At 56.2% G+C, this 24,434-nt stretch carries 20 protein-coding genes and 1 tRNA gene; 19 read left to right on the forward strand and 2 right to left on the reverse strand.

The annotated features are described in order from the left end of the window. The first annotated feature begins 111 nt into the window (after window positions 1–111). Window positions 112–201: transfer RNA gene (locus tag AC2FFH_RS04575), tRNA-Ser, on the forward strand. 727 nt (window positions 202–928) lie between these two features. Here AC2FFH_RS04575 and AC2FFH_RS04580 read toward each other — a convergent pair. After that, window positions 929–1,495 (reverse strand): TetR/AcrR family transcriptional regulator, encoded by a 567-nt coding sequence (locus AC2FFH_RS04580; RefSeq protein ID WP_496764914.1) that lies wholly within the window; start codon window positions 1,493–1,495, stop codon window positions 929–931. A gap of 174 nt (window positions 1,496–1,669) precedes the next feature. On the opposite strand from AC2FFH_RS04580, the gene AC2FFH_RS04585 reads away from it, so the two are divergent. The 3 genes from AC2FFH_RS04585 to AC2FFH_RS04595 all read left to right on the forward strand — a co-directional run bounded on the left by AC2FFH_RS04585 (window position 1,670) and on the right by AC2FFH_RS04595 (window position 5,576). Beyond that, window positions 1,670–2,971, forward strand: coding sequence for a purine-cytosine permease family protein (locus tag AC2FFH_RS04585; protein ID WP_496843856.1), 1,302 nt, complete (start codon window positions 1,670–1,672; stop codon window positions 2,969–2,971). Window positions 2,972–3,035: 64 nt separating this feature from the next. Next, window positions 3,036–4,496, forward strand: coding sequence for a beta-Ala-His dipeptidase (gene pepD / locus AC2FFH_RS04590; protein ID WP_496764922.1), 1,461 nt, complete (start codon window positions 3,036–3,038; stop codon window positions 4,494–4,496). Between the two features lie 12 nt (window positions 4,497–4,508). Continuing rightward, window positions 4,509–5,576 carry a 2,5-dihydroxypyridine 5,6-dioxygenase NicX family protein gene (locus tag AC2FFH_RS04595; RefSeq protein WP_496764927.1) on the forward strand — a complete coding sequence of 356 codons (1,068 nt, stop codon included), beginning with the start codon at window positions 4,509–4,511 and terminating at the stop codon, window positions 5,574–5,576. Window positions 5,577–5,768: 192 nt separating this feature from the next. Here the strand turns inward: AC2FFH_RS04595 and AC2FFH_RS04600 are convergent, their stop codons facing one another. After that, complete coding sequence (locus AC2FFH_RS04600; protein WP_496764930.1) at window positions 5,769–6,155, reverse strand: hypothetical protein; 387 nt, start codon at window positions 6,153–6,155, stop codon at window positions 5,769–5,771. A 236-nt stretch (window positions 6,156–6,391) separates the two neighbouring features. On the opposite strand from AC2FFH_RS04600, the gene AC2FFH_RS04605 reads away from it, so the two are divergent. The 15 genes from AC2FFH_RS04605 (at window position 6,392) to AC2FFH_RS04675 (ending at window position 24,386) form a co-directional block, all read left to right on the forward strand. Further along, window positions 6,392–7,630: a hydroxymethylglutaryl-CoA reductase gene (locus AC2FFH_RS04605; protein ID WP_496843859.1), complete on the forward strand. Its 1,239-nt coding sequence runs from the start codon at window positions 6,392–6,394 to the stop codon at window positions 7,628–7,630. Continuing rightward, window positions 7,627–8,538 (forward strand): UbiA family prenyltransferase, encoded by a 912-nt coding sequence (locus AC2FFH_RS04610; RefSeq protein WP_496843861.1) that lies wholly within the window; start codon window positions 7,627–7,629, stop codon window positions 8,536–8,538. The genes AC2FFH_RS04605 and AC2FFH_RS04610 overlap by 4 nt, the downstream gene beginning before the upstream one ends. After that, entirely contained in the window at window positions 8,535–10,991 is a 2,457-nt protein-coding gene (locus AC2FFH_RS04615; RefSeq protein WP_496843863.1) for a PEP/pyruvate-binding domain-containing protein, read from the forward strand. Before AC2FFH_RS04610 ends, AC2FFH_RS04615 begins: the two co-directional genes overlap by 4 nt. Then, on the forward strand, window positions 10,984–12,084 hold the full coding sequence (locus tag AC2FFH_RS04620) for a BtaA family protein (RefSeq protein ID WP_496764943.1): 1,101 nt from the start codon (window positions 10,984–10,986) through the stop codon (window positions 12,082–12,084). Before AC2FFH_RS04615 ends, AC2FFH_RS04620 begins: the two co-directional genes overlap by 8 nt. Next, entirely contained in the window at window positions 12,081–13,412 is a 1,332-nt protein-coding gene (locus AC2FFH_RS04625; protein WP_496764946.1) for a hypothetical protein, read from the forward strand. The genes AC2FFH_RS04620 and AC2FFH_RS04625 overlap by 4 nt, the downstream gene beginning before the upstream one ends. Continuing rightward, window positions 13,409–14,254 carry a hypothetical protein gene (locus AC2FFH_RS04630; RefSeq protein WP_496764952.1) on the forward strand — a complete coding sequence of 282 codons (846 nt, stop codon included), beginning with the start codon at window positions 13,409–13,411 and terminating at the stop codon, window positions 14,252–14,254. The genes AC2FFH_RS04625 and AC2FFH_RS04630 overlap by 4 nt, the downstream gene beginning before the upstream one ends. After that, on the forward strand, window positions 14,247–15,668 hold the full coding sequence (locus tag AC2FFH_RS04635; RefSeq protein WP_496764956.1) for an AMP-binding protein: 1,422 nt from the start codon (window positions 14,247–14,249) through the stop codon (window positions 15,666–15,668). The genes AC2FFH_RS04630 and AC2FFH_RS04635 overlap by 8 nt, the downstream gene beginning before the upstream one ends. A 345-nt stretch (window positions 15,669–16,013) precedes the next feature. Then, a complete protein-coding gene (locus AC2FFH_RS04640) occupies window positions 16,014–16,508 on the forward strand; it encodes a hypothetical protein (protein ID WP_496722821.1) in 495 nt (164 codons plus the stop codon). Between the two features lie 183 nt (window positions 16,509–16,691). Continuing rightward, the gene (locus AC2FFH_RS04645; protein ID WP_496843867.1) at window positions 16,692–17,720 is read left to right on the forward strand and encodes an alcohol dehydrogenase catalytic domain-containing protein; all 1,029 of its coding nucleotides are present in this window, start codon (window positions 16,692–16,694) and stop codon (window positions 17,718–17,720) included. 75 nt (window positions 17,721–17,795) lie between these two features. Continuing rightward, the gene (locus AC2FFH_RS04650; RefSeq protein WP_170557355.1) at window positions 17,796–18,671 is read left to right on the forward strand and encodes a branched-chain amino acid ABC transporter permease; all 876 of its coding nucleotides are present in this window, start codon (window positions 17,796–17,798) and stop codon (window positions 18,669–18,671) included. A 3-nt stretch (window positions 18,672–18,674) separates the two neighbouring features. Beyond that, on the forward strand, window positions 18,675–19,772 hold the full coding sequence (locus AC2FFH_RS04655) for a branched-chain amino acid ABC transporter permease (protein ID WP_496764964.1): 1,098 nt from the start codon (window positions 18,675–18,677) through the stop codon (window positions 19,770–19,772). After that, the gene (locus AC2FFH_RS04660) at window positions 19,769–20,533 is read left to right on the forward strand and encodes an ABC transporter ATP-binding protein (RefSeq protein WP_496843869.1); all 765 of its coding nucleotides are present in this window, start codon (window positions 19,769–19,771) and stop codon (window positions 20,531–20,533) included. The genes AC2FFH_RS04655 and AC2FFH_RS04660 overlap by 4 nt, the downstream gene beginning before the upstream one ends. Further along, entirely contained in the window at window positions 20,530–21,303 is a 774-nt protein-coding gene (locus AC2FFH_RS04665; protein WP_496739971.1) for an ABC transporter ATP-binding protein, read from the forward strand. The genes AC2FFH_RS04660 and AC2FFH_RS04665 overlap by 4 nt, the downstream gene beginning before the upstream one ends. A gap of 5 nt (window positions 21,304–21,308) precedes the next feature. Beyond that, window positions 21,309–23,195 carry an AMP-dependent synthetase/ligase gene (locus AC2FFH_RS04670; protein ID WP_496843871.1) on the forward strand — a complete coding sequence of 629 codons (1,887 nt, stop codon included), beginning with the start codon at window positions 21,309–21,311 and terminating at the stop codon, window positions 23,193–23,195. A 30-nt stretch (window positions 23,196–23,225) separates the two neighbouring features. After that, window positions 23,226–24,386, forward strand: a complete 1,161-nt coding sequence (locus AC2FFH_RS04675; protein WP_496722807.1) for an ABC transporter substrate-binding protein — start codon at window positions 23,226–23,228, stop codon at window positions 24,384–24,386. Window positions 24,387–24,434 lie beyond the last annotated feature (48 nt).

The following is a 24,434-nucleotide window of genomic DNA, read 5'->3' on the forward strand; positions in this document are numbered from 1 at the left end:
AGGGGAAATACCGCGTCAAGCAACGGAAAATCCCGCCTTTGTCATTTTCAGGAATTTTCTGCTTGCACCCCCGCGCGTTCCTCACTAAATCCCCCCCTCACAGACCCCCGCGGAGAGGTGCCGGAGTGGTCGAACGGGGCGGTCTCGAAAACCGTTGTGGGTGCAAGCCCACCCAGGGTTCGAATCCCTGTCTCTCCGCCACTACCTATCAAAAATAAAAGATATTCCCAGGCTTTCTGCTCCCACGAGGGACGCCGTTAAACCACTTTGCGCTGCCGCAACATGTCATACTATGACAACATTTCGGGTTTCGTTTGCACCAACTATGCCATTTCTTGGGTTCAAATCTTGGCGCGAGAGCATCGGTAGTCGCCATGGGGCACCGCAGACCTCGATGGCCGCAAAGGCAGCGCAGATTCCAAACATCCGCACATGCCGAATGGGTTCTTTCCTTATTATTTGATGGGATAGCCAACTCCGCGCGCCCACTCTTGAACCCTAACGCGCAAATCGACCGTGCCAGTAATGATGTCGTCGAACCCACTACGGAAGATCTTTGTTGTTATTTGTTCGAGCGAAAGCCCTGTGTCCGTCTCAAATGTATCCGCCCATACGAACCTTCCGTCTACAATGTTGCGGTTGAGAACTCCGTCGAAGTCCCAGGCGACACTGGTGTTTGGATCACTTGCAATACTCGATCTAATCATACTGTCAGGTTAAGTAAGGACTTTTGGGAACACCAGCCGTAGTGAGCGACTGTACTCTTGTAAACCCGTACCAAGGGCTAAGTACCCTCCGCGCATTTTGTTGTTATCATTTTACACTGCTGGATGCTGCGATGGGGCCCTCCATCCGGACCGGCTCGTCTGCATTCAAATCACCTTGGCGTTGCAACCTGCTTAAGTTCCGCCGAACTCGACTTAACGCGTTACTGCTGTGCGAGGCTGTGTTTCAGCATTTCAATTCGTTCAGGGTCCAAAGCACCGAGACGAAGCCATTCATATGACAATGACACATAGAGCGCTCCCATGCGCTGGCTGAACCACAGAAAGAAATCTGCGTCGGGGAGGTCTCCGTCTGCCACAGCCCGTTGAAACAGCTCTAGTTCGATTTCTGTAATGCGTACAATTTCGGGTGTCTGCCAGCCAATCGCCTCAGTGCCGCCAGGCTGACTGAGGTCCAGTAATACAAGCCGCGCTATGCCAGGGCGTTGAACCAACAAATCGACCTGACGACCTTGAATGAAGTTCAGCGCTTGCATTGCGCCAAGTGATTCGTCCACGTTGTCGTAACACAGAAGAATTTGGCCTAAGCCTCGGCGCGTCACTGCTTCGAGTATCGCCTGCATACTCGAAAAATGGGCGTAAAGAGAAGGTGGTTTGATCCCCAACTCTTTGGCGATCAAGGCATGCTGCAGTCGCTGGGGGCCCACCTCGGCACACAGGCGTTCAACAACATCAAGTATATGATCTTTGGAGTTTTTCTTCTGAATCATAATCAACTTTTCGTCTGCTTCTTTTGAATATCCGATTTAAACGGGTCGCGCCTGTGGGCAGAGCGCTTCGCCACGGTACCTAATTTCGTTAGGATACGTAACCTAATTATGTTAGGCTAATGGAATTAGGGGATAGAGCCACGCGTAAGAAGCCGGGCCAACAGGGAGGGACAGATGTCAAATTCGGATATTCAGCTTGAGGTGTCGCGCCTCGAAAAACTCACCGAAGATTACACCCGCGAACCGGTTCCGGCGGACGTGAATACACGCGGCATCCAGATCGCAGTTATCCAATGTGCAATCGGGATCACGCTTCCGGTGCTGGCCTACAGCTCTTGGCTGGCTCAAGATAATGGACTGGGCAGCGCCAACTTTGCCTTCTGGGTTGGCAGCTGGATTGTCGCGATCATTTCGATCTTTTCGGGAATCGTCGGTGCACGTTCGCGCCTGTCGACCTACATGATCCTGCAATTCTCGTTTGGTCAGACCGGCGCAAAGCTGGTGAACCTGTTGATGGCTCTGATCCTGTTGGGCTGGTACGCGGTGACCTGCGAAGAGTTCGGCGTGGCGATTTCGCAAGCCCTCAAGACAATGCTCAACATCGACTTCAACGTAAAAATCGCGACCTTTATTGGTTCGGTTTTGATGACGATCACAACGATCTTCGGCTTTCAGATGATCGAGAAATTCTCGCGTTTCTCGGTACCGTTGCTTGCGGCGTTCATGATCTACGTCGCGTTCCAAGCCACCGGCGATGCCGACAGCGCGCTGGACTGGACCCGCACGGCAACAACCGAGAGTGAGATTTCGTTGATCTCGACCGTGATCGGCCTGTTTGTGATTGCAGCTGTGCTGATGCCAGATTTCACGCGCTACTGCCCTAACGACAGGGAAAGTCTGATTGCATCAGCTGTGGGACTTGGTTTCACTTTCCCGATGGTTGCCCTGATGGCAGCTATCCCTGCAGTTCGCACTGGTGAATCAGACCTGATCCTGATTATGGCTGGAATGGGTGTGGTCTTTGCTGCCCTGTTCGTTCTGGTTTTCGCCACTTGGTCGACAAACATCACCAACCTCTATTCCTCGACCCTCACCCTTTCGACATTCGCAACCAAGACCCCAAGCTGGAAGATCACTGTCTTCGGCGCGATCATCGCAACCTTTGCCGCCGTGGGCGGGTTCGCCAGTTATTTCTCGGACTTCCTGCTGTTTATCGGGGTTTGCGTGACACCGCTGGTCGGCGTCTATGCCGTCGACTTCTTCCTGGTGAATGACCGGGACTATGACCTGAACAAACTGGAAAGCACTCCGGCTATCGGTTGGCCAGCATTGATCGCGTGGGCCGCAGGCTCGGTACTCGGCTACGTCACGCAAAATGGTTATCTGACGCTGACCGGCCTGTCCGCCATCGATGCGTTGGTCGCCACAGCAGTGCTGTACTTCGTATTGGCGAAGGCTCTGCGCAAAACAGGTTAACCCTCCCCGACTGCCCGTGCGCGGCTGCTGCGCCTCGCGCGGGCCTTTTCAAGGAGCAATGACAATGCCCACGTCCCTTTCAGGGCTGATGCCCTACGCCGTCTGGCGGCACTTCGAAGGCCTCAGCCAGATCCCGCGCGGATCAGGTAAGGAAGAGCGGGCAGTCGCTTTTGTCCGCGGATTTGGTCTGGCGTTGGATCTGGATACCCGTGTCGATGCCACTGGCAACGTCATCATCCGCAAACCCGCGACGCGTGGGATGGAAGATCGCCCAGCGGTCGCCCTCCAATGCCATCTGGACATGGTGCAGGAGCAGGAAGAAGGGCGTGGTTTCGACTTTGACCGCGATCCCATTGAACTGGTGGTGGACGGCGACTGGCTGACCGCTCGGGGTACGACATTAGGGGCGGACAACGGTATCGGCGTCGCCCTGACAATGGCCGTTCTGACCTCGTCCCAGATGGCGCATCCGGCGATTGAGGCTTTGTTCACCGTCGACGAAGAGGTCGGCATGAGCGGAGCCGAGGCGGTGACGGCCGACCAGTTGACTGCGCCCTATCTGATCAATCTGGATATGGAGAGCGATCACGAGTTGACCATTGGGTGCGCCGGTGCCGTCGATATCCTGGCCGAGGGCCGATATGATCAGCAGCCGCTGAATGGTGACGCGCATCTCTATGAGATTCAGGTGCGGGGTGGCCTCGGCGGACATTCCGGCCTCGACATCCATCTGGGTCGCATGAACGCCATCAAGGTTCTGGCAGAGGCACTGGTTCGACTTAACGCAGCCGTGCCCTTGACGGTCACGTGGTTCGGCGGCGAAGGCGTGGCCAACGTCATCCCGCGCCGTGCCAAGGCCCATTTTGCGGTTACCCCAGGCAGTGAGACTGCGTTGCAGGAGGCTATTCACGGCTTGCCGGATCTTGTGGCACCGTTCGTGCCTCGCGAACCCGATGCCCGCATTCGGTGCAACCGGGTACATGAGACTGCCGAGCGCGGCTTTACCCCTGCGTTCCAGGCCGAGTTTCTGGCTGCAATTGGCCGGGTGAACAGCGGCGTCCATTCGATGAGCGACGACGTGCCCGATCTGGTCGAGACCTCCAACAACCTGTCTATCGCCGTCGCGGAAAAAGGCCGGTTTCAGGTCACCTGCCTCGCCCGTAGCTGCGTCGAAGCCCACAAACCAAAGGTCATTGAACAGGTGAAAGACAGCGTCGGTGGAACCGGGGCGCAAATCTGGACGGCCAATGACGCGCCGGGATGGGAACCCCAGGCCGATAGCGCGCTGTTGCATTTCATGTCGGACGCCTACCACTCCCAGCAAGGCGAGAAGCCCGGAGTGATCGCAATTCATGCCGGGTTGGAAACCGGCATTCTGTCTCAGACCTTCCCGGCCACCGAAATGATCTCGTACGGGCCAAACATTCAGGGCGCTCATTCCACCGATGAACGAGTGCAGATCAACTCGGTCCAGAAAGTCTGGGCAGTTCTGCAAAAAACGCTCGCCACACTCCCTTCAGCATAAGGAACTCTAACCATGACTCCGAACCTGCCCAAGCAATATCTGGTCGTTGCGCGCCGTATCATTCAGGAGATGTTTGCTGCCAAGCCCGGAGAGACCGTGGCCCTGACCGAGGACGACGGCACCGACCCGCTGATCACGCAAGCCTTTTATCAGGCGGCGGCCGAGGTGGATGCCAAGCCGCTGATCATGAAGTTCCGGCGGGCGAACAACAACGGCGAGGCAGGAATGCCGGACTGGCCCGCCGGAGCCATGGAAGCCGCCCTTAGTCACGCCGACATCTGGATCGAAAACAACGAGGCGTTCACGCTCTACTCCTCAATGTGGGAACGCGTGATGGAGGCCAACGACAACCTGCGTTACAATGTGCTGGCGGGCAGTTCCATCGACAGTCTTGAGCGGGTGTTCTGCCACTATGACATCACCCGCATGGGCCAAGTGATCGACAAGATCGTAGCGCTTGCGGCCAAGGCCAAGACCGTGTGCGTCACCAGCGAAAGCGGCACGGACGTGTCCTTTGAAATGGACCCCAACAACGTGATCGATGCTGATAGCGGAGATTTCTCGCAGAAGAAATTCGGCACTGCACCTGGGTATGTGAACCTCGTTCCCAAAACCGGCACGATGGAAGGCCGTATCGTGTTTGACATGATTATGCATGCTGACCTGTCGAAAGGCGGCAAAGTTGAGTTCACCATGCAAGACGGCAACATCCTCGATTACGGCGGCCAACACGGGAACCTGTTGCGCGATTATGTCGAAGGCTTCGACGAAGAAAACATGCGCAGGATCAGCCATATGATGATCGGGCTCTGCACTGGCGTGCGCGAGCTGAGTTGGGAAATCGTCGAGGACGAACGCATCTGGGGTGGTGTCGACTTCGGCTTCGGCCACACCTCTCCGATGGACATGCCCCCGCATGGCCAACCCGCCAGTTCTCATTTTGACGGTATTTCAACCAAGGCAACCGTTTGGCTGGACGATCTGAAAATTATGGAAAATGGGGTGATCGTGCACCCGGACATCAAGGAAGATGCCGAACAATTGCTGCATGACTACGACCGAAAAACCGCGAGCGCGTAACGGTCGTCGCCCCCATCCTCGTCAGCAAGACTGGCGAGGATGGCATACTTACTGTTTTAGCGGATTTGCTTTAGGGTCAAAAATATCTTCCTTCGGTGCCACCCCAAAACGCGGGTTTGGACACCGAGCGCGGTATTATCGCCGGGAGCGTCGAACAGACAGCCCGCTTGGACAACCCGAACGCTTCCGCACTCAGATTGCATTGGCTTCTCTGACCGTAAGTTGCCGTTCTGCTCCCAGAAACCAAGATTCTCCGGAAACGATCATACGGTTACCAGGCTCAAGATGATCAAAATCGAAATTGGAATCTGGACCAAGATTGGGGATTGAAATAACCGCCTGATACATGTTCCCGGCATTGTCGCGAACGGTAACTGTACTCCCATCCTTTTCAGGCTTAACCGAAACGATTTCTACTTCAACCTCGTTGAGTTCCACCTCGTCGTTGGCGGATGCTCGCGTCCCCGGCTGACAGGCTGTAACACTTAGAAGAACGAAAAATGTAACAATGGCTTTCATCAGTTTTTGCATGATGTTTTGTGATCTTCTGATTAGAGGCTTGAAGGCGATGCGTTTCATCTGACCCGTTGGCGTTTTGGCTGATCTATTGCGTAGACACGCTTATCGAGCAGAAAGTAGTATCAACCGCAACATATACGAGACCCTTTCGGATCAAATACTTGATAAAGGAAAATTTGGCTGGTTTTTAGTCGATCTATTAGTAACTTGCATACCGATCAGATTGTGGTTGTAATCGCTTTTTGCTGAAAATCTATTGGAGTGCACTCTTGATAATTCCGTTTCATGTTCGGGAAATGCTTCAACGCATCAGGGCACGATTTGACGCTGATCAGATACCGAAACAGATGGCTCCAAATGATGCCGAGTTTTCAACACTGCGCCCGTCCCGCAAGCCTACCAAAGAGATGGTCGTGCGCTTTTGGGAGCAGTTGAAACCCACAGCCAGCGACGAGGATCAAGCGCAAATCGCTGATCCGGAAACGGTAGAAGATGCCGAAACCTATGGCACCAATATTGAGAACTTCATCGGGACGGTTAAGCTTCCTGTCGGGGTCATTGGACCTTTACGTTTGAACGGAATGAACGCAAACGGCGATTTTCATATCCCCCTTGCAACAACCGAGGCGGCGCTGGTCGCGTCTTATGCCCGGGGCGCTTATGCCGCCACCCGATCGGGCGGCGTCAGTACAGCTGTTTTGTACGAAGGTGTTCTGCGGACACCAGCGTTTGTATTCGAGAGCCTTCTCAAGGCCGGGCAATTTGTGGATTGGGTTGTGACAAATGTCGACATGCTCAAATCTGCGGCCGAAGCGACGACCCGTCATGGCAAGCTTGTATCGCTGGAGCCGTTCATTGATACAAACGTCGTTTTTTTGATTTGCCGCTACACCACAGGTGATGCAGCGGGTCAGAATATGGTGACCATCGCCACCGACGCCTTGTGCCACGCAATCGCGGATAGCTGCCCTGTCGCGATTGAGAACTGGTATGTCGAAGGCAATTTTTCGGGCGATAAAAAGGCTTCGGCGCTGGGGCTGGTAACGGGGCGCGGGCGTAAGGTCAGCGCCTCGGTCACGCTTCCGGCTGAGGTTGTCAAAAAGACGCTTGGAACGACGGTCGAAGCGATGCTTGACTATGGCCGTGTCGCCAATCTGGGGGCGCTTTTGTCCGGCCAATTTGGGGCGCAGGCGCACTATGCCAACGGGCTGGCGGCATTCTACATTGCAACCGGACAGGACGCGGCCTGCGTTGCCGAAAGCGCGATGGGAATCACGCGAATGGAACCAAGGGGCGACGATCTTTTCTGTTCGGTTACACTTCCGAACATCTTGGTTGGCTCGGTCGGCGGGGGCACTGGATTGCCCAGCCAGGCAGCAGCGCTGAACATACTCGGCCTACGGGGCAGCGGGTGTGGCACAGCTTTGGCTGAAGTGGCCGCGGCCACGTGCCTATGTGGTGAAATCTCCATCGTCGCCGCGATTGCTGCGGGCCATTTCACCCGCGCCCATGAAAGTCTGGCCCGCCACAGATGAGCATTCAGAACCGATTCTGGATTTATCAATCCGAGCGTTTTCCACTGAAGAAAACCGTCCCTCTGTTGCTGGTGTTTTCCTCGGCCAGTATCTGCGTGTCCGCCCGTCTCGCAGACCGCCCCCTGCCCGAATGGCCCGCCTTTGCCGCCGGCTTTGTGTTGGCCATGGCGTTGTTCTTCCAGATGCGGGTCTGTGACGAGTTTAAGGACGCTGAAGACGACCGGCGCTACCGGCCCGAAAGGCCGATCCCACGCGGATTAGTCTCAACCGGTGAAGTTCTAAGCCTGGGTTTACTGACCATTCCACTGGCATTTGCGGCTGCCTGGTTCTGGTACCCGTCGGTTTTGTGGCTGTTGGGCGCGGTTTGGATCTGGCTCGCGGCGATGACGGTCGAATTCGGTGTCCCGGCCTGGCTGAAGGCGCGGCCGGTTTTGTACCTGCTAAGCCATATGGCGATCATGCCCTTGATTGATCTGTTGCTGACCGGCCTCGAATGGCTGCCGGCAGGCGGGGCGGCGCCCTCTCTGTGGCTGTTCCTGGCGTTGTCTTTTGTGAATGGCTGCGTCCTTGAGATCGGGCGCAAACTGTGGGCTCCTGAAAACGAGATTACCGGTGTCGACACCTATTCCGCCCTATGGGGTCCGCGTCGGGCGGGGCGTATCTGGATCGGCTGCGTTCTGCTGTCCTTCGCGCTTCTTGTCGGCACGGGCAGCGTCACGGGCGTTGGCTGGCCAAGCGCCCTTATCGGCGCGCTGGCGCTGGTTCCCTGCGGGGCTGCCGCATTCCGCTATAGTCAGTCACCAACTGAGAAAGCACAGAACAGGATGGACACTGTTTCCGGCCTGTGGGTTTTCTTCTGCTATGCCACGGCTGGTTTCCTGCCCTTCTTGTTCGGAGCCCCTGTATGACTTCCATCGTCGCCCAAACGGATGCCAACGATGTCTCGGTTGTCGGAGGCAAAGCGGCGGCACTGTCACATCTGACGCAGCACGGTTTTTCCCCGCCCGAGTTCTTTGTCATCACCAAAGACGCATTTCGCATGGGGCAATCCGGGCCCATCGCGAAAAAGGGCCTGCGATCGGCAGTGACTGCCGCGCTTAAAACGCTCGGGCCCGGGCCTTACGCGGTGCGCAGCTCTGGCCGGTCCGAAGATGGCGTGGATCACAGTCACGCGGGACAGTTCGAGTCTGTCCTGAACGTTCCTGGCAAGAGTGTGATCGCAGCGGCCAAGCAGGTGTGGCAATCCGGTTTCTCGGCAACGGTCGAAACCTACCGGGCGGTCAAATCCGGCGGCCAAGCCGAGGCTCCTGCGATCATCGTACAATGCATGGTCGATGCAAAGACGGCCGGTGTCGCCTTTTCCGCCGATCCGGTCAGTGGTCGGCGCAATGTGGTCGTGATCTCGGCCATTGAAGGCCTTGCAGACCAGCTTGTGTCAGGTGAAGCGGACGGTGAGGGCTGGATCATCGGTGCGGATGGCACACCGGAAAGCGCACCAAACACCCCAACACATTTGAACGTGAACGAGGCGCAATCCATCGCGGCCCTTGCCCAAAAGGCCGAAGCTCTGTTCGGATCACCTCAGGACATCGAATGGGCCATTGATGCGCAAGGGCTACATATTTTGCAGGCACGACCGATTACCACGGCCTTACGTCCTGAGCCGCTCGAAGACCAGACACTTACTATTTTCGACAACTCCAATATCGTAGAAAGCTATCCGGGCATCGTCAGCCCGCTGACCTATTCTTTTGCTCTGCATGTTTATTCTCAGGTGTATCGCGCTTTCGTCAGGTTGCTGGGCGTTTCCCGGCACACGGTTGCCCGGAACCCAACTGTTTTTGACAATTTGCTGGGGCGCGTGGATGGGCGTGCCTATTACAATCTGATCAACTGGTATCGCGCGCTGGCGCTGTTGCCAGGGTTTTCGATGAACCGCGACTATATGGAAACGATGATGGGCGTTTCTGAACCGATGCCGCGTGAGGTCACGGATGCTCTTGCTCCGCCCCCCACCACTGGTTGGACCAGGGTCGTGGAATACGCGAAACTCGCCAAGGTTGCGGGCGGTCTGATCTGGCAGGCTGTCCGGCTGCCGCAGACCCGGCGCAATTTTTATCATAGGCTGAACGACATATTGCTGGCGGGGCTCGATGTGAACACGTCCAACGCGACCGAACTGGCGGCCGAGTACAGGCGCATCGAAAGCACCTTGCTGGATCGTTGGGACGCCCCGCTGATCAACGATTTTCTATGCATGATTGCCTTTGGCGGCTCGCGCAACCTGCTACAAAAGTGGCTGGGCGAGGACGGGTTGACCCTGCACAATGACCTCATGATCGGGCAAGGCGATATCGTTTCAGCGGAACCCGCTCAGCGCATTGCCCAAATGGGAAAGTTGGTTAGGCAGGCAGGTCTTGCCGCAACTTTGAAAGCCAATGCAGAGCTGTCAGTTTTGTCCGGGCACCGGCAAATCGAAGCCGAGGTTGATGCGTATCTTGAGAAATTCGGCGACCGGTGCACCGAAGAGCTCAAGCTGGAAAGCGTTCCGCTGCGCGACGACCCAACCAGCCTTTTGCTGGCGATTGCAGCCAGCGCCGAGCGTCCGCCGTCTGGGCGTCAGGAAGGCGCTGAACCGGACTGGCAAGCTCTGTTTCCAGCAACCCCCCTCAAACGGCAGTCGGCCAAATGGATTCTTGGCTGGACCAAGGCGCGTGTGCGCGACCGCGAAAACCTGCGTTTTGAACGCACGCGAATCTTTGGTTATGCACGACGTGTGTTTTTGGGCATCGGCCGGGAATTCGCCGCCCACGATCTGCTTTCATCACCAAAGGATGTTTTTTTCCTGACAACACATGAGGTTCTCGGAGCAGTCGAAGGCTATAGCCTGTCACCTGATCTGAAAGGCATCGTTGCGCGGCGCAAACAAGAGGATGAAGCCTCATCCCGACGCCCCGACCCGCCGGAACGCATCGAAATCCGTGGTCCCGCCATCGCGCCTATCTGGTCCGACAACGCGGAACTCGAGGTGGACACGGCACGGGCGAAGCACGGCACGGGCTGTTCCGCAGGACAGATCAAAGCGCGTGCGCGTGTGATCCGTGATCCACGCACCGAGGCCCTGGACCCCGGAGATATACTGGTGGCGCGCCACACCGACCCGGGCTGGATCGCCGTATTCTCAAACGCATCGGCAATCGTCGTCGAGCGGGGATCTCTGTTGTCACATTCGGCCATTGTGGCGCGTGAACTTGGTATCCCCTGCGTGGTTGGCCTGAAAGGCGCCACGCACTGGATCGAAGATGGCGAGATGATCTCGGTCGACGGGGCAAGCGGCGCGGTGGAGCGGTGCGATGGGTAGCAGTGAGATTGAGGATAAAGCGGATTTCGACTATGTCCGCTATGCCCAACTGTGGGAGGACGCAGATGTCCTGACTTCTGCACTAGGCGATTGTGCGGGCAAAACATTGGTGTCCATCTGCTCGGCCGGAGACAATGCGCTGGCTATGCTGACACTCGATCCCGTGCGCGTCGTGGTTCTGGACCTGTCACCGGCACAGATCGCCTGCCTCAAGCTCAGAATCGCGGCCTATCAGCGGCTGACTCATTCCGAATTCATCGAACTTACTGGCTCGCGCCCAAGTACCCGACGGGGTACATTGCTGGGCCGGGTTTTGGACGCCACAGATACCGACACACGCGCCTTCTGGGAGGCTCTGACTCCGGAGGTCAAAAAACACGGCATTGGGGGCGTCGGCAAATTTGAACGCTATTTTCGCATTTTTCGGACCCGGCTTTTACCGCTGGTGCATTCACGCCGAACCATCGACGAAGTGTTCACTCCACGCAGTCCAGAAGCACGACAAACTTTTTTCGACGCGCGGTTCAACACATTCCGTTGGCGTCTTTTGCTGAACATCTTCTTTTCTCGCTTCGTCATGGGGCGCATGGGCCGGGACAGCGCATTTTTCGATCATGTCGAAGGCAGCCCGGCGCAACATGTCGCCCGCCGCATCCGTCATGCGGGGGTCGCCACCGATCCTTCGCAAAATCCCTATCTGCATTGGATTCTCAAGGGCGACCACGGTGACGCGCTGCCGATGGCGTGGCGCCCCGAGCATTACGAGACAATCCGATCCCGATTGGATCGTCTCGACATCCGCCTCGGGTCGCTCGAGGCATTTGTATCGACCGGTGAAAAAGCCAGCGGGTTCAACCTGTCGGATATCTTCGAATACATGTCGCCTGAAAGCTTCCCGCAAGTCTACGGCTCTATCCTGACCGCCGCAGAGCCACACGCCCGACTGGTCTATTGGAACATGATGGCACCCCGGCGGGTTCCGCCGGAATACAGAAGCCAGATAGGCACACTGACCGACATCGAAACCCAGCAGAAAGCCCGTGACATGGCATTCTTCTATTCGGATTTCGTCGTTGAAGAGGTGCAGCCGTGACGGTTCCTGGGCAGGTTCTGCTGGCGGCGGGGTCCGTATTGGCTCTAGTCGGAGTAATGATGGTCATCCGAAGTCTGGCCAACACGGCGGGTTTGAGCGCCGAAGTGCAGCGCAAGCTGATGCATGTCAGCACGGGCCTCTTTGCGTTGCTGTTGCCCTGGCTCTTTCCTGATCGCTGGCCGGTTTACATGCTGATCGCAGCCACAATGCTGGTGATGCTTGTGCTGCGCCTGCCGCGTTTTTCATCGGGTCTTGGCGCGACCCTACATGGGGTTGAACGCACATCCTACGGTGACTTTCTACTCGCCTTGTCCGTTGGACTTTGCTTTTTGCTGGCGGGCGAAAACATACTGTTCTACTTGCTGCCAATTGCAGTTCTGACACTCGCGGATGCTGCCGCAGCGCTTGCCGGGACCGCGTATGGAACCAAACGCTACGTGGTGGAAGATGGCGACAAGAGCCTAGAAGGGTCAGTGGTGTTTTTTGTCGTAACGCTATTGGTTGCGATCATCTGCTTCTTATTCTTGTCGAAACTCCCGCCATCTAACGTCATGATGTTGTGTCTTATGGTTGCGGCCTTTGGCACATTGGTCGAGGCGCAAAGTTGGCGGGGTTTTGATAACTTGTTCCTGCCGCTTGGCTTGCTAATTTTTCTGAACGGCCACTATCACAGCTCTTTGGCAGAGCTCGCCCTGTTGGCCGCCATGTTCTTTGCCGCCCTTGCCAGTTTCGGCGTGGTGGGAACCAAGCTGGGCCTGACCAAGCATACGACCCGAGTGTATGTTGTCGCGGTTTTTTTGCTGCTTGCGGCCGCTAAACTGCAGAACACAGTACTGCCGATTATGGTTCTTGCCGCACATGGCTGGGCGCGCACCGCTTCTCCTTGTGACAGTAAGTACCCCGATCTGGATATCGTAGCCGCATTAGGGTTTTTGGGATTCGGGTGGCTTGCGGCAGGAAATGCAACGGGATGGGATGCGATTTCTTTTTTTGGGCTCAGTGCGATGGGGTTGGCTATGGGGCTCACTGCTGTGGCGCTGTGTGCCAATCCTATTGCGATACCGTTTGCTGCGGCTTTCCTGTTCATAATTAGGACTTGGGCTGTTTCCCAGAATTCTGAACAGTCGAACTGGGCTGAGCCGCTGACGGCTCTGACCCTGCTCTCACTGCTGTGCACAGTCGCGGTTCCATTGGCCCGGCCACACTGGTTCGAAAAAGACCGGGTTCTTAGGTTGACGCTGTTGGCCCTCGCCCTGCCCTTGCTCTACTATGTTTGGGTCGTTGCTGGATCGCTTGGAGCGGGGTTCTTTGCCGGAGTTGTTTCATGACCAAAGAGACGATCAAAACCGCTGATGCAAAGCTGACCGTGTATCTGAACGGCCCAAACTGGGACGGCGTTCCCACCGCAACCTTCGGTGATTTTTCCTGCAAAACCCCCGAGGCCGGAGCCGAGATCCTGCACAAGGGGATACGGCGAGTCAGAGACGCGGGCCTCGACCGGATCATCGGGCCGATGTCCGGCGATACCTGGCACAGCTACCGGTTTGTCTCGGGCAGCGACGGGTCTGCTTCGTTCCTGATGGAACCCACCAACAAACCTCATGAGCCCAAGGTGTTCCGGTCGGCCGGATTTAAAGAGATCAGCCGGTACTTCTCGGCCCGAGTGCCGCTGCAGGCCGCCGCCCGGTCGGCACCGCCGGAAACCGAAGGGTTCGTGGTGGAAGAGTGGGATGGAACAGATCCCGAGGCCCTGTTCCGCCAGGTATTCGAACTTTCAACCCGGGCATTCTCAAACAACGCATTCTATAAGCCGATATCTGAGGCGGACTTCCTGGCCATGTATATGCCGGTTGTGCCAATGATGAAGCGCGAGCTGATCCTGTTTGCGCGCCGCCGCGACGGGTCATTGGCCGGGTTTCTGTTCGGCATTCCCAACTATGCCGAAGGCCCCGATCCGACATCCGCAATCCTTAAGACCTATGCAAGTCTCGAACCCGGCGCCGGGCGGCATCTGGCACACAGGTTCCACAAGACGGCATTCAGCATGGGGTACGACACAGCCATTCATGCGCTGATCCATGATGACAATAACTCGGCCGACCGCAGTGCCGCGGAAGGTGCAACGATTTTCCGGCGATATTCCCTGCTTGGGCGGAAGCTGAATGGCTGACCTGCTCGCCCATTTCTCGGCTGCGGTTGAACGGTTTCCGGACAGGACCGCAATAGTGGACGGCAAGGGCCGCCAGATAAGTTTTCAAACACTGCACATGCGGGTTCAGCACTTGGCAGGTAGGTGGCAGGACAAGGGTATCCAACCAGGTGATCGCGTGCTTTTGGCCATGCCTGTCGATGCGGACCTGTATGCAAGTCTGGCCGCCCTATGGTCCCTTGGCGCCACCGTAGTCTTGCCGGAACCGGCCATGGGGTTGGCCGGTCTGCGCCACGCCGCCCGGACCACGAATCCAAAAGCGTTCTGTGCAGCGGGCGCGTATTCTTTGCTGAAGTTTCTGTTTCCAAACCTTTGGTCCCTACCTCTGCTGAAGCCGGGGGAAAGTCGCTGCGATCCGGTGGTCCACAAAGTTCAACCGGAGGATATCGCCCTTATTTCTTTTACCTCCGGGACGACGGGCCAGCCGAAAGCCATTCCCCGCTCGCATGCGTTTTTGATGGCGCAACACGATGCCATCGCACCCCTCCTTAACAGCGATCAAGTCGAGCGCGATCTGGTGGCCTTTCCGGTGTTCACACTGATCAATCTGGCGGCTGGGCGCACAAGTGTTCTCCCGAACTGGAAGTTGAGCAAGCTGGACCGCTTGTCGCCGGAACAGTTGGACAGCTGGATCCATGTGCAGCAAATCACCCGAACCCTCATCCCGCCGTCACTTTGTGAAAAACTTGCTCAATCCGGCGACACCGGTGCGTTGCGCACGGTGTTCACGGGCGGTGGCCCGGTGTTCCCGGACCTGGTGGAGACGTTGAGAACCCGGCACAAGCTTTCGGTTATTTGCGTCTACGGATCGACCGAGGCTGAACCGATTGCCCATCTCGACGCCAGGGACATCTCGGAGGAGGATTACCGTCGGATGTCCGGTGGCGATGGGCTTCTCGTCGGATATCCAGTGCCTGAGATCAAGCTCCGTATTTGCGACAATGAAATTCAGGTCGCAGGGGCACATGTGAACAACGGTTATCTTGATCCGGCCCAATCAGTGGAAAACAAAATTAAAGAAGGCGGCGTCGTTTGGCACCGAACCGGTGACGCTGGCACGTTGGACGAGCACGGTCGATTGTGGTTATGGGGACGGATGGGGTCCGAAATTGAAGTGCACTCGGGTTCATTATTTCCCTTCGCAATCGAAGTCGCGGCAAGGCAATGGCCAGGTGTAGAACACTGCGCACTTGTGAATACGAAAGCAGGCCCGGCGCTTTGCATTCAAGGGTTCCCTGCTCAAGTTGAGGCTTGGAGTAGTTGTGCGCTTAGTTTTGGTGTTCCCAAGGTGATTTCAATTGACAAAATCCCCATGGACAAGCGTCACGCCTCCAAGGTCGATCGCGCGAAACTTGAACGCTTCTTGGGTTCTTAACGAAAAATGGGCCGAAACCGCACCGTTTTCAGTTGGCTTGAATTTCAGACCTGAGTGTCCGCGCCTGTACAGCGAGAAATTGGGCTTCGCTAGCGCGGTGAACGGCAGCTTCGCGGCCTTTGTGCAGAATGTGTCTGCTTCCGGCCCAATTCCGCCTCGGATTTTAGCGAATAATCAAGCTCACCTGCTGTGCTGTCCGCATGACGGCGTGTTATTGCCACCTGGTTCCATCAGATCGGCGCAGGCTGGCTCAAACCCCCGAATTGAAATGAATTTCTGGGAATTCCCCTTTGATCACCGATAATTTACCCTCATCTAAGCGGCACATATTTCAAGGAGAACCCCATGTCGCGTACTCTCATATTAGCTGTTATCGTCGCCGGACTTGGCGCCGGAGCTTACTATTATCTCAATCAACCCGAACCCACACCTGCCGAACAACTGCAATCGGCGGCCCAAGAAGCCGGTGAGGCTGTGAACGATGCCGTAGAAGCCGCGACCGAGCAGGCGAGCGAAGCCGCATCTTCCATTGCAGACCAAGCCAACGAAGCGGCCGAGCAAGCCGGACAAGCAGCTACTGATCTGGCCAACCAGGCCGGAGATCAGGTCGCCGCTTTGGCCAATCAGGGGCAAGATCTGCTGAATTCCTGGATCGAAGAAGGTACGCTTTCCGTCCAGAATTTTGACTATGACGCCATGGTGACTTCGGTTCAGGACAGCCAGTTGTCGCAGGACCTCAAAACAAAGGCTCTGGGTATCCTGGATGAAATCAAAGCATCCCCTCAGTTGATTGCCCAGAAGATCGAAGAGCTCCGTGTGCTTTTGACCGGACAACAATAATTTCCAAGGGCCGTTCGGAATTGAGCGGCCCTTATTCCATACGGCGCGCACGCTCCCGCAACGTCAGACGCAACTCTGATTGACGTCCCAACACCCGTTTGATTGGCTGCCCCTAAATCCAACGCAACACCATTGGCAACAGACCCGTTCTGTGCGGTGTCCGCACAGGAGATAGGAAACAAAATGACCACCCTGCCCCCAAACATGTTCGCTGTCATTCAAACCCATGACGGTTATTCCGGATCGGCCACCGGTCCGTTTATCGAAGATGCCGCCGATTGGCTGGCCGAGGCCGAGCTTCCTGTGCCCCAACCCGGCCCCGGTCAGGTCCTGATTAAATTGCGGGCATCGTCGGTGAACCCGTCCGACATCCACTTTATCAAAGGCGAATACGGGCAGCCGCGTGTAAAAGGCACGCCCGCCGGGTTCGAAGGCTGTGGCGACGTGGTGGCCACCGGCGCCGGTGCCGAAGCATTGCAGGATCAACGGGTTGCCTTTGTGGCGGCTGGTTCCGGGGCGTGGGCGGAGTATGTCGTGACGCAGGCGTTGATGTGCATCCCACTGCGACCCGATATCTCGGACGAAGATGGTTCCGCCCAGGTCATCAATCCCATGACTGCGATGGCCATGGTGGACATCGCGCGGGGTGCGGGCGATGCTTTTGTCGTTTCGGCGGCCACCAGCCAGTTGGGCAAACTCATGTGCTCATTGGGGCGCGATTTGGAACTGAAACCCATCGCAATCGTGCGTCGGGCCGAGGCAGTTGAATCCTTGAAGGAACTTGGCGCTCATGAGGTCTTGGTCACGTCCGACCCGGACATGATACAGAAATTCGCAGCGCTCAGCATGGAACTAAAACCACGTGTCTTTTTGGATGCCGTGACGGATCAGGTTTCCGAGCAGATTTTTTGTTCGATGCCCAACGGTGCACGGTGGGTCATCTACGGCAAGCTCAGCCCCGAATTGCCAAAACTGACACAGACCGGTCAGTTGATCTTTATGGGCAAGCGGATCGAGGGGTTCTGGTTGACCAAGTGGATGACGTCAACGCCTCCGGCGGACCAGATGAGAGTTGTTGGAGAAGTACAGGCCCGGTTTGCTGACGGACGCTGGAAAACGGATGTTTCTGAACGGCTTGGCTTGCGCGATGTGGTGGCAAATCTGGCCAATGCTCTGAAAAAGAGTGACGGGAAGGTGATTATCACGCCATAGTAGAACAAAGCCCCGGACGAAGGAGGATGTCCGGGGCGTAAGGAACGCCGGACATACCGGCATGGGAGGACAGACTTGGATAACGCGCAGCTGCTGATCAGCGGGCTGGCGAATGGCTGTGTCTACGGCCTTATCGCTCTTGGCTTTGTTCTGATTTACAAGGCCACTGAGGCGGTGAATTTCGCGCAAGGCGATTTCATGATGCTGGGCGCCTTTGTGACAATCGGGCTTACGAATACCGAATATATGGGCCTGCCTTTCTGGTTGGCTCTTCCGATTTCGCTGGGGATCATGGGCGCGTTAGGTTACTTGGTAGATCGCCTGATCATTCGCCGTTTGTTTGGGGAAAGCCAAACAGCTGTCGTCATTCTGACCATCGCTTTAGGGTTCGTAATCCGGTTTGTGGCCGGGCTGATCTGGGGGCACGAGCCGCAGACACTTCAAAACCCATTGGCAGGCAAAGAAGTTCGGTTTGGAGGGCTGGTGCTGGGGATGGAGGACGTCGCCGTTATTGTCGTTACCATCCTTTTGACCTGGGGTCTGTATGTTTTCTTCAGCCGGACCAAATTGGGCCTGGCGATGCAAGGCGCGTCACAAAACCAGTTGGCAGCATATTACATGGGCATCCCGGTAAAGCGCGTTCAGGGTTTCATCTGGGCTTTGGCTGGGGTTGTCGCGGGGATTGCAGGGATCTTGTTCGCGGCCAAAGGCTCGGTTGATCCAACCACAGGTTTGCTTGGCATCAAGGCCTTTGCCGCAGCCGTTATTGGTGGTTTCGGCAGCCTGCCCGGTGCCCTCGCAGGCGGGCTGATCGTTGGGGTAATTGAACCCTTTGCCAGCCGTTACATCGCAGCAGGATACAGTCAGATCGCGCCTTATGCGCTGCTCTTGGCAGTGTTGATTTTCCGCCCCAACGGGCTGTTCAGTCAGGTTCGGGTCAAGAAGGTTTAAGTCATGCGGATTGTGTTCAAAACCAACTATATGCAGGATATCCGACCTTGGAAGGACACCTATCAGCTGTGCCTGTATATGATCTTACTGACAGCCGTCGCAGCCGCGCCGTGGTGGCTGGATGATTTCTATCTAGGCGAGCTGACAAACGTGCTGATATGGGCCATAGCGGGACTCGGTCTGATGATCTTAACAGGTCACACCGGTCAGGTCAGTCTGGGTCACGCAGCTTTTCTGGCCTTTGGGTGCTACGCCAATGTCATCCTTTTGGAAGCGGGCGTACCATTTCTGATCGCCTTTCCGTTGGCTGGCATCCTAACCGGATTGGTTGGCGTGACCGTAGCAATCCCGGCCCTGCGGCTGCATGGCATTTACCTTGCGATCTTCACCATGGCCCTGTCCATCCTGATGGATGACGTCATTGTTCTGGCCGAGCCGATCACAGGCGGGGTCGCGGGTAAATATCTGGGCGGTGTCGAAATATTCGGGTTTCTGGTCGACCGCTGGGGCACTCCGGTTCAGTTCTTCTGGCTGGTCCTCAGTGTGGCGGTGTTGGTCACACTTGGCTACATCAACCTGTTGCGGGCTCCTTTAGGACGCAGCTTTATCGCTGTGCGCGACTCAGAGGTATCGGCGCAGGCAATGGGCGTGGATATTGCCAGGACCAAGATGATCTCATTCGCGTTGTCCTGCGCTGTCAGCGGATGGGCAGGCGCGTTGATGGGCATGTTCTCGGGCGCATTCAACAATGAGACATTCAGCGTCCTGATTTCAATCCAGTTGCTGATGATGATCGTGATCGGCGGTCTGGGGTCCATCCACGGCGCGTTTCTTGGCGCCATTGTGATAGGGTTCCTGCCTCAGTTCTTATCTATCTCCAAGGAATACGTGGGTGCCCTTTTCGGTGGCAATACCGTCGCCATTCCGGGGCTGGAATTCGGCATCTTCGGAATGATCCTGATCGCCTTCATCCTTTTTGAACCGATGGGTCTGTACGGGCGCTGGCTGAAAATCCGGACGTGGTTCGAACTGTTCCCGTTTTATCGGAAAGACATGTTCAAACGTCAAAAATCCTATCTCAAGACGGAGCGCCTGAGATGAGCTTGCTTGAGTTCGAAAACGTCACTCTGAAATTCGGTGGACTGACGGCTGTCAACGATCTGTCTTTCGAGGTCGAAGAAGGTGAGGTTTTTGCCATCGTCGGACCAAATGGCGCAGGAAAATCCACCGTCTTCAATCTGATCTCGCGTTTCTACGACCCTTTTGCCGGGTCGATCCGGTATAACGGTCACGACTTGCTTAAGGCCAAACCGTCCGGCGTGGCCGCATATGGTGTGGCGCGGACATTTCAAAACATCGAACTCTTCGAGCATGCGACGGTCCTGCAGAACCTCCTTGTCGGACGACACCGTCACCGCAAAACCAACATGCTGTCCGAGGTGTTGTTTCTGCCCTCCGCGCGGCGGCAGGAATTGGAGAACCGCGAAAAAGTAGAGGAGATCATCGACTTCCTCGACCTGCAGGCATTCCGCGACAAGATGATCTCTGGCCTGCCCTATGGCGTGCGAAAGGTTGTCGAGGTGGCACGTGCTCTGGCCACCGATCCAAAGCTGCTTTTGCTGGACGAACCAGCCTCGGGTCTCTCGGTCGAAGAAACAACCGACATGCGCTGGTGGATCGATGATATCCGGCGGCAGATGGGGATCACGGTTTTGATGGTCGAGCATGACATGGGACTGGTATCTGGCGTCTCAGACCGCGTTCTTGCAATGGCAGACGGCGCGAAACTGGCGCTGGGAACACCTGCCGAGGTTCAATCGCATCCCGCCGTGGTCGAGGCTTACCTGGGGAAAGCCTCATGAACACTCCGATACTGACAATCCGCAACGTCGAGAGCTTCTATGGCCCGATCATGGCGATCCGAGGGGTTTCTCTGGATGTGCACCCCGGCCAAATCGTTTCGATCCTTGGTGCAAATGGCGCGGGAAAGACCACGTTGATGAAAACCGTTTCGGGCGTGATGGACCCGGAAAAGGGTAAAATCACATTCGACGGTGACGAAATTCAGGGGTCCGAGCCGCACAAGGTCGTCCAAAAAGGTATCGTTCACGTGCCCGAAGGTCGCGAGGTTTTTCCGCTGCTGACGGTCGATGAAAACCTAAGCCTTGGAGCCTATACCCTCAAGGACAAGGGCCAGATCGACCACGATCGCGATTTGGTGTTTTCGTATTTCCCGATCCTCAAGGAACGTCGCAACCAAGAGGCGGGAACGTTATCTGGCGGGCAGCAACAGATGCTGGCAATCGGCCGTGGCTTGATGGCCAACCCTAAAATCATGCTGTTGGATGAACCGTCGCTGGGTCTGTCACCGTTGTTGGTACAGGAAATCTTTGGAATCCTGGGGCGTCTGAACGATGAACAGAACATGACCATGATGCTGGTCGAACAGAATGCTAACGCCGCCTTGGAGCTGGCCCATCATGGCTATGTGATGGAGGTCGGGCGCATCGTCATGGATGGCGCCGCAGACGTTTTGATGCAATCCGAGGACATCCAGAACTTCTATCTGGGCGTGCAGGAGGAAGGCGCACGCGAAAACCGCCGCTGGAAACGAAAAAAGACGTGGAGGTGAAACAGATGAACATCAGCACCCTGCCCCCTCAGATCACGGTCAACGGCGTTCGCCTGAACGCAACCCCCGGCCAACGCCCGGTTTGTGTCGACGGAAGCACCACGATTTGCGAACTGTTTCGGAACCGCTGCGCCGAGCTTGGCGATCGCACAGCGCACCGTGAAAAGGACCTTGGCATCTGGAAGTCGTATTCCTGGGCGGACTATTGGCAGCATGCCAAGTGGATTGGGCTTGCACTGCGCAAATTGGGACTGCAACGGGGCGAGGTTGTATCGATCCTGTCAGAGGACCGCAAGGAATGGGCCTGGTTCGACATGGGCATTCAGGCCGTTGGTGGCATCGCGTCTGGTGTCTACACCACCGACTCGGCCAACCAGCTAAAATACCTGATTAATGACAGCGACAGCCGCTTTCTGATCGTCGAGAATGAAGAGCAACTGGACAAATTTCTGCAGGTCGAAGACGAGGTTCCCGGCCTTCTGAATGTCATCATTCTGGACGATGAGGGGCTGCACGATCTGGACCATGCGCGCTGCATGATGATCGACGCGTTATATACTTTGGGTCAGCAGGCCGAGGCTGAAGAACCCGATCGCTTTGAGGCCGAGATAGCTCTGGCATCACCGCAGGACACTGCACTTCTGATTTACACCTCGGGCACCACAGGAATGCCGAAAGGCGCGATGCTGAGCCACGAGAACATCTTGGCCGCGATTGAATGCGGGGCCCATGCGCTGCCCGCGCTCGAGTCTGACGAACAGCTTTGCTTTCTGCCGCTGTGCCATATTCTTGAGCGGGACGTATCAATCTATTTCCCACTGGCTGCAAAATGCGTCGTTAACTTTGCCGAAAGCCCCGAGACGGTGTTTGCCAACCTGCAAGAAATCTCACCGTCGACGTTCACGGCCGTTCCACGGGTTTGGGAAAAGATCTATTCGTATGTTCAGATCATGACGCAGGACGCAACGCCCACTGGCCGCGCAGCCTTTGGCATGGCGCTGAAGGCTGGGTTCAAGCGCGCGGAATACATATTGGCTGGAAAACCCGTCCCTGCTGGCGTTGCTGCACAGTTCTGGGTGTGGGACAGGCTGGTTCTGCGTAATTTGCGCCGTATGTTGGGGATGGACAAGATGCGGCGTGGCGGTTCGGGCGCGGCCCCGATTTCGACGGATCTGTTAAAGTGGTACTGGGCCATTGGCGTACCGTTGGTCGAAGGGTTCGGGATGACCGAAACCTCGGGCTTGGCGACGCTAAACACAATCGAAAACAACAAGGTCGGAACCATCGGACGCGCGGTTCCCGGAAATGACATCCGGATATCCGACGACGGTGAGATTCAGCTAAAGGGCCTCAACATTTTTCAGGGTTATTGGCGCAATAACGCAAAAACGGCCGAAACTTTCACTGCCGACGGATGGCTGCGAACTGGCGACCTCGGGCATATTGATGAGGATGGCTACGTCACCATCTCAGGCCGAATGAAAGACATCATCATCACTGCTGGCGGCAAGAATATCACCCCGGCCGAGATCGAAAGCCGGTTGAAGTTCAGCCACTACATCTCGGACGCGGTGATAATCGGTGACAAGCGAAAGTTCCTGACCGCGCTGATCATGATTGATCAGGAAAACGTCGAAAAATTTGCGCAGGATCGGAAAATCCCCTTTTCAAATTTTGCATCCCTCTGTGCGGCCCCTGATATCAAAGATCAGATTCAGGGGGAAATCGACGCGGTGAATAAGGATTTTGCACGGGTCGAGCAGATCAAGGATTTTCGCCTGATTGATGTACTTCTGACCGCAGATGACGATGAACTGACCGCAACAATGAAGCTGAAACGCAGTTTTGTCGAAAAGAAACACGGCCATCTTATTGAAGACATGTACAGTTAATCAAAGAGATAACCTAAAGGGAGGAGAAAGATGAAGAATGTGATCATGCGGCTGGCGGCGGCCACCGCCTTGACGGCTTCGGCGACCCTTGCCAATGCACAGACCCAGGGTGTCACGGATGATGAGATTATCATCGGGTCGGTCAATGACCTGAGCGGTATCTTCGCAGCCGTCGGTGTTCCGGCGACCAAGGGTGCAAATGTGGTGTTTGACCGCGTGAACGCTAATGGTGGCATACACGGGCGGACGATCCGCTATGTTGTTGAGGACAATGGGTATCAGATGCCGCGTGCGATGCAGGGCTATAACAAGCTGCTGAACCGCGACAAGGTGTTCGCAATGCTGCAGTCGCTGGGAACGCCGATGAATGTCGCGGGGTTCAAGCTGTTGGATCCAAAAGGTATTCCCAATGTTGCCCCTTTGTCTGCTGCACGGCAGATGTTGCAGGAGCCGATGGACAACAAGTTCACGGCCTTTTCCACATATTTTGACCAAAGCCGTGTCGGTGTGAAATATCTCGCTGAGCAGTTTGGTGGTCAGTCTGTGTGTTCGATGTATCTGCCAACCGATTTTGGTGAGGAGATCGTCGAAGGCACCAAGGCCGGTGCCGAAGAAGCCGGGATCGCTTTCGTCGCTGAGACCACGCACAAACCCGATGAAACGGATTTCGTGGGCTCACTCAGCAAGTTAAAAGAAGAAGGCTGCGATATCGTAACGATCGCTCTGGGCGTACGACAGGCTATCACAGTTGTCGGCACGGCCAAAAAGATGGGCCTTGCAGATATGAAGTTCCTTGGCACCTCGGCCAGCTTCCTGACCGTCGTCGCGCAAGTGCCGGGCGGTGTGACCGACGGTTTTTATGCCGCCGCATCCTGGCAGGATCTGTGGTCCCGCGCGGAAGATCCCGCCCCTGCCGCCTTTATCGAGGAATATAAAGCGGCAACCGGTGAAGATCCCGTCGGGTTCGCAATGCTGGGATATTCTGCTGCTGAAACGATGGTCAAAGCGCTTGAGGCTGCTGGCCCCGATCTGACTCATGAAAGCTTTATCGCGGCCATGGAAACGCTGGACTATCAGGATGAACTGGTTGGAAACCACATGACATTTGGACCTGATGACCATCAGGGGGCCGACTCAGTGTACGTGAGCGTTGTCGAGGATGGCGCCTGGAAGATGGTGTACGAAGAATAACCGTACACGCATCCCAAACGAAAAAGGGCTCGCAACTGCGAGCCCTTT

The sequence above is a fragment of the Ruegeria sp. YTSC003 genome (genome assembly GCF_059609785.1).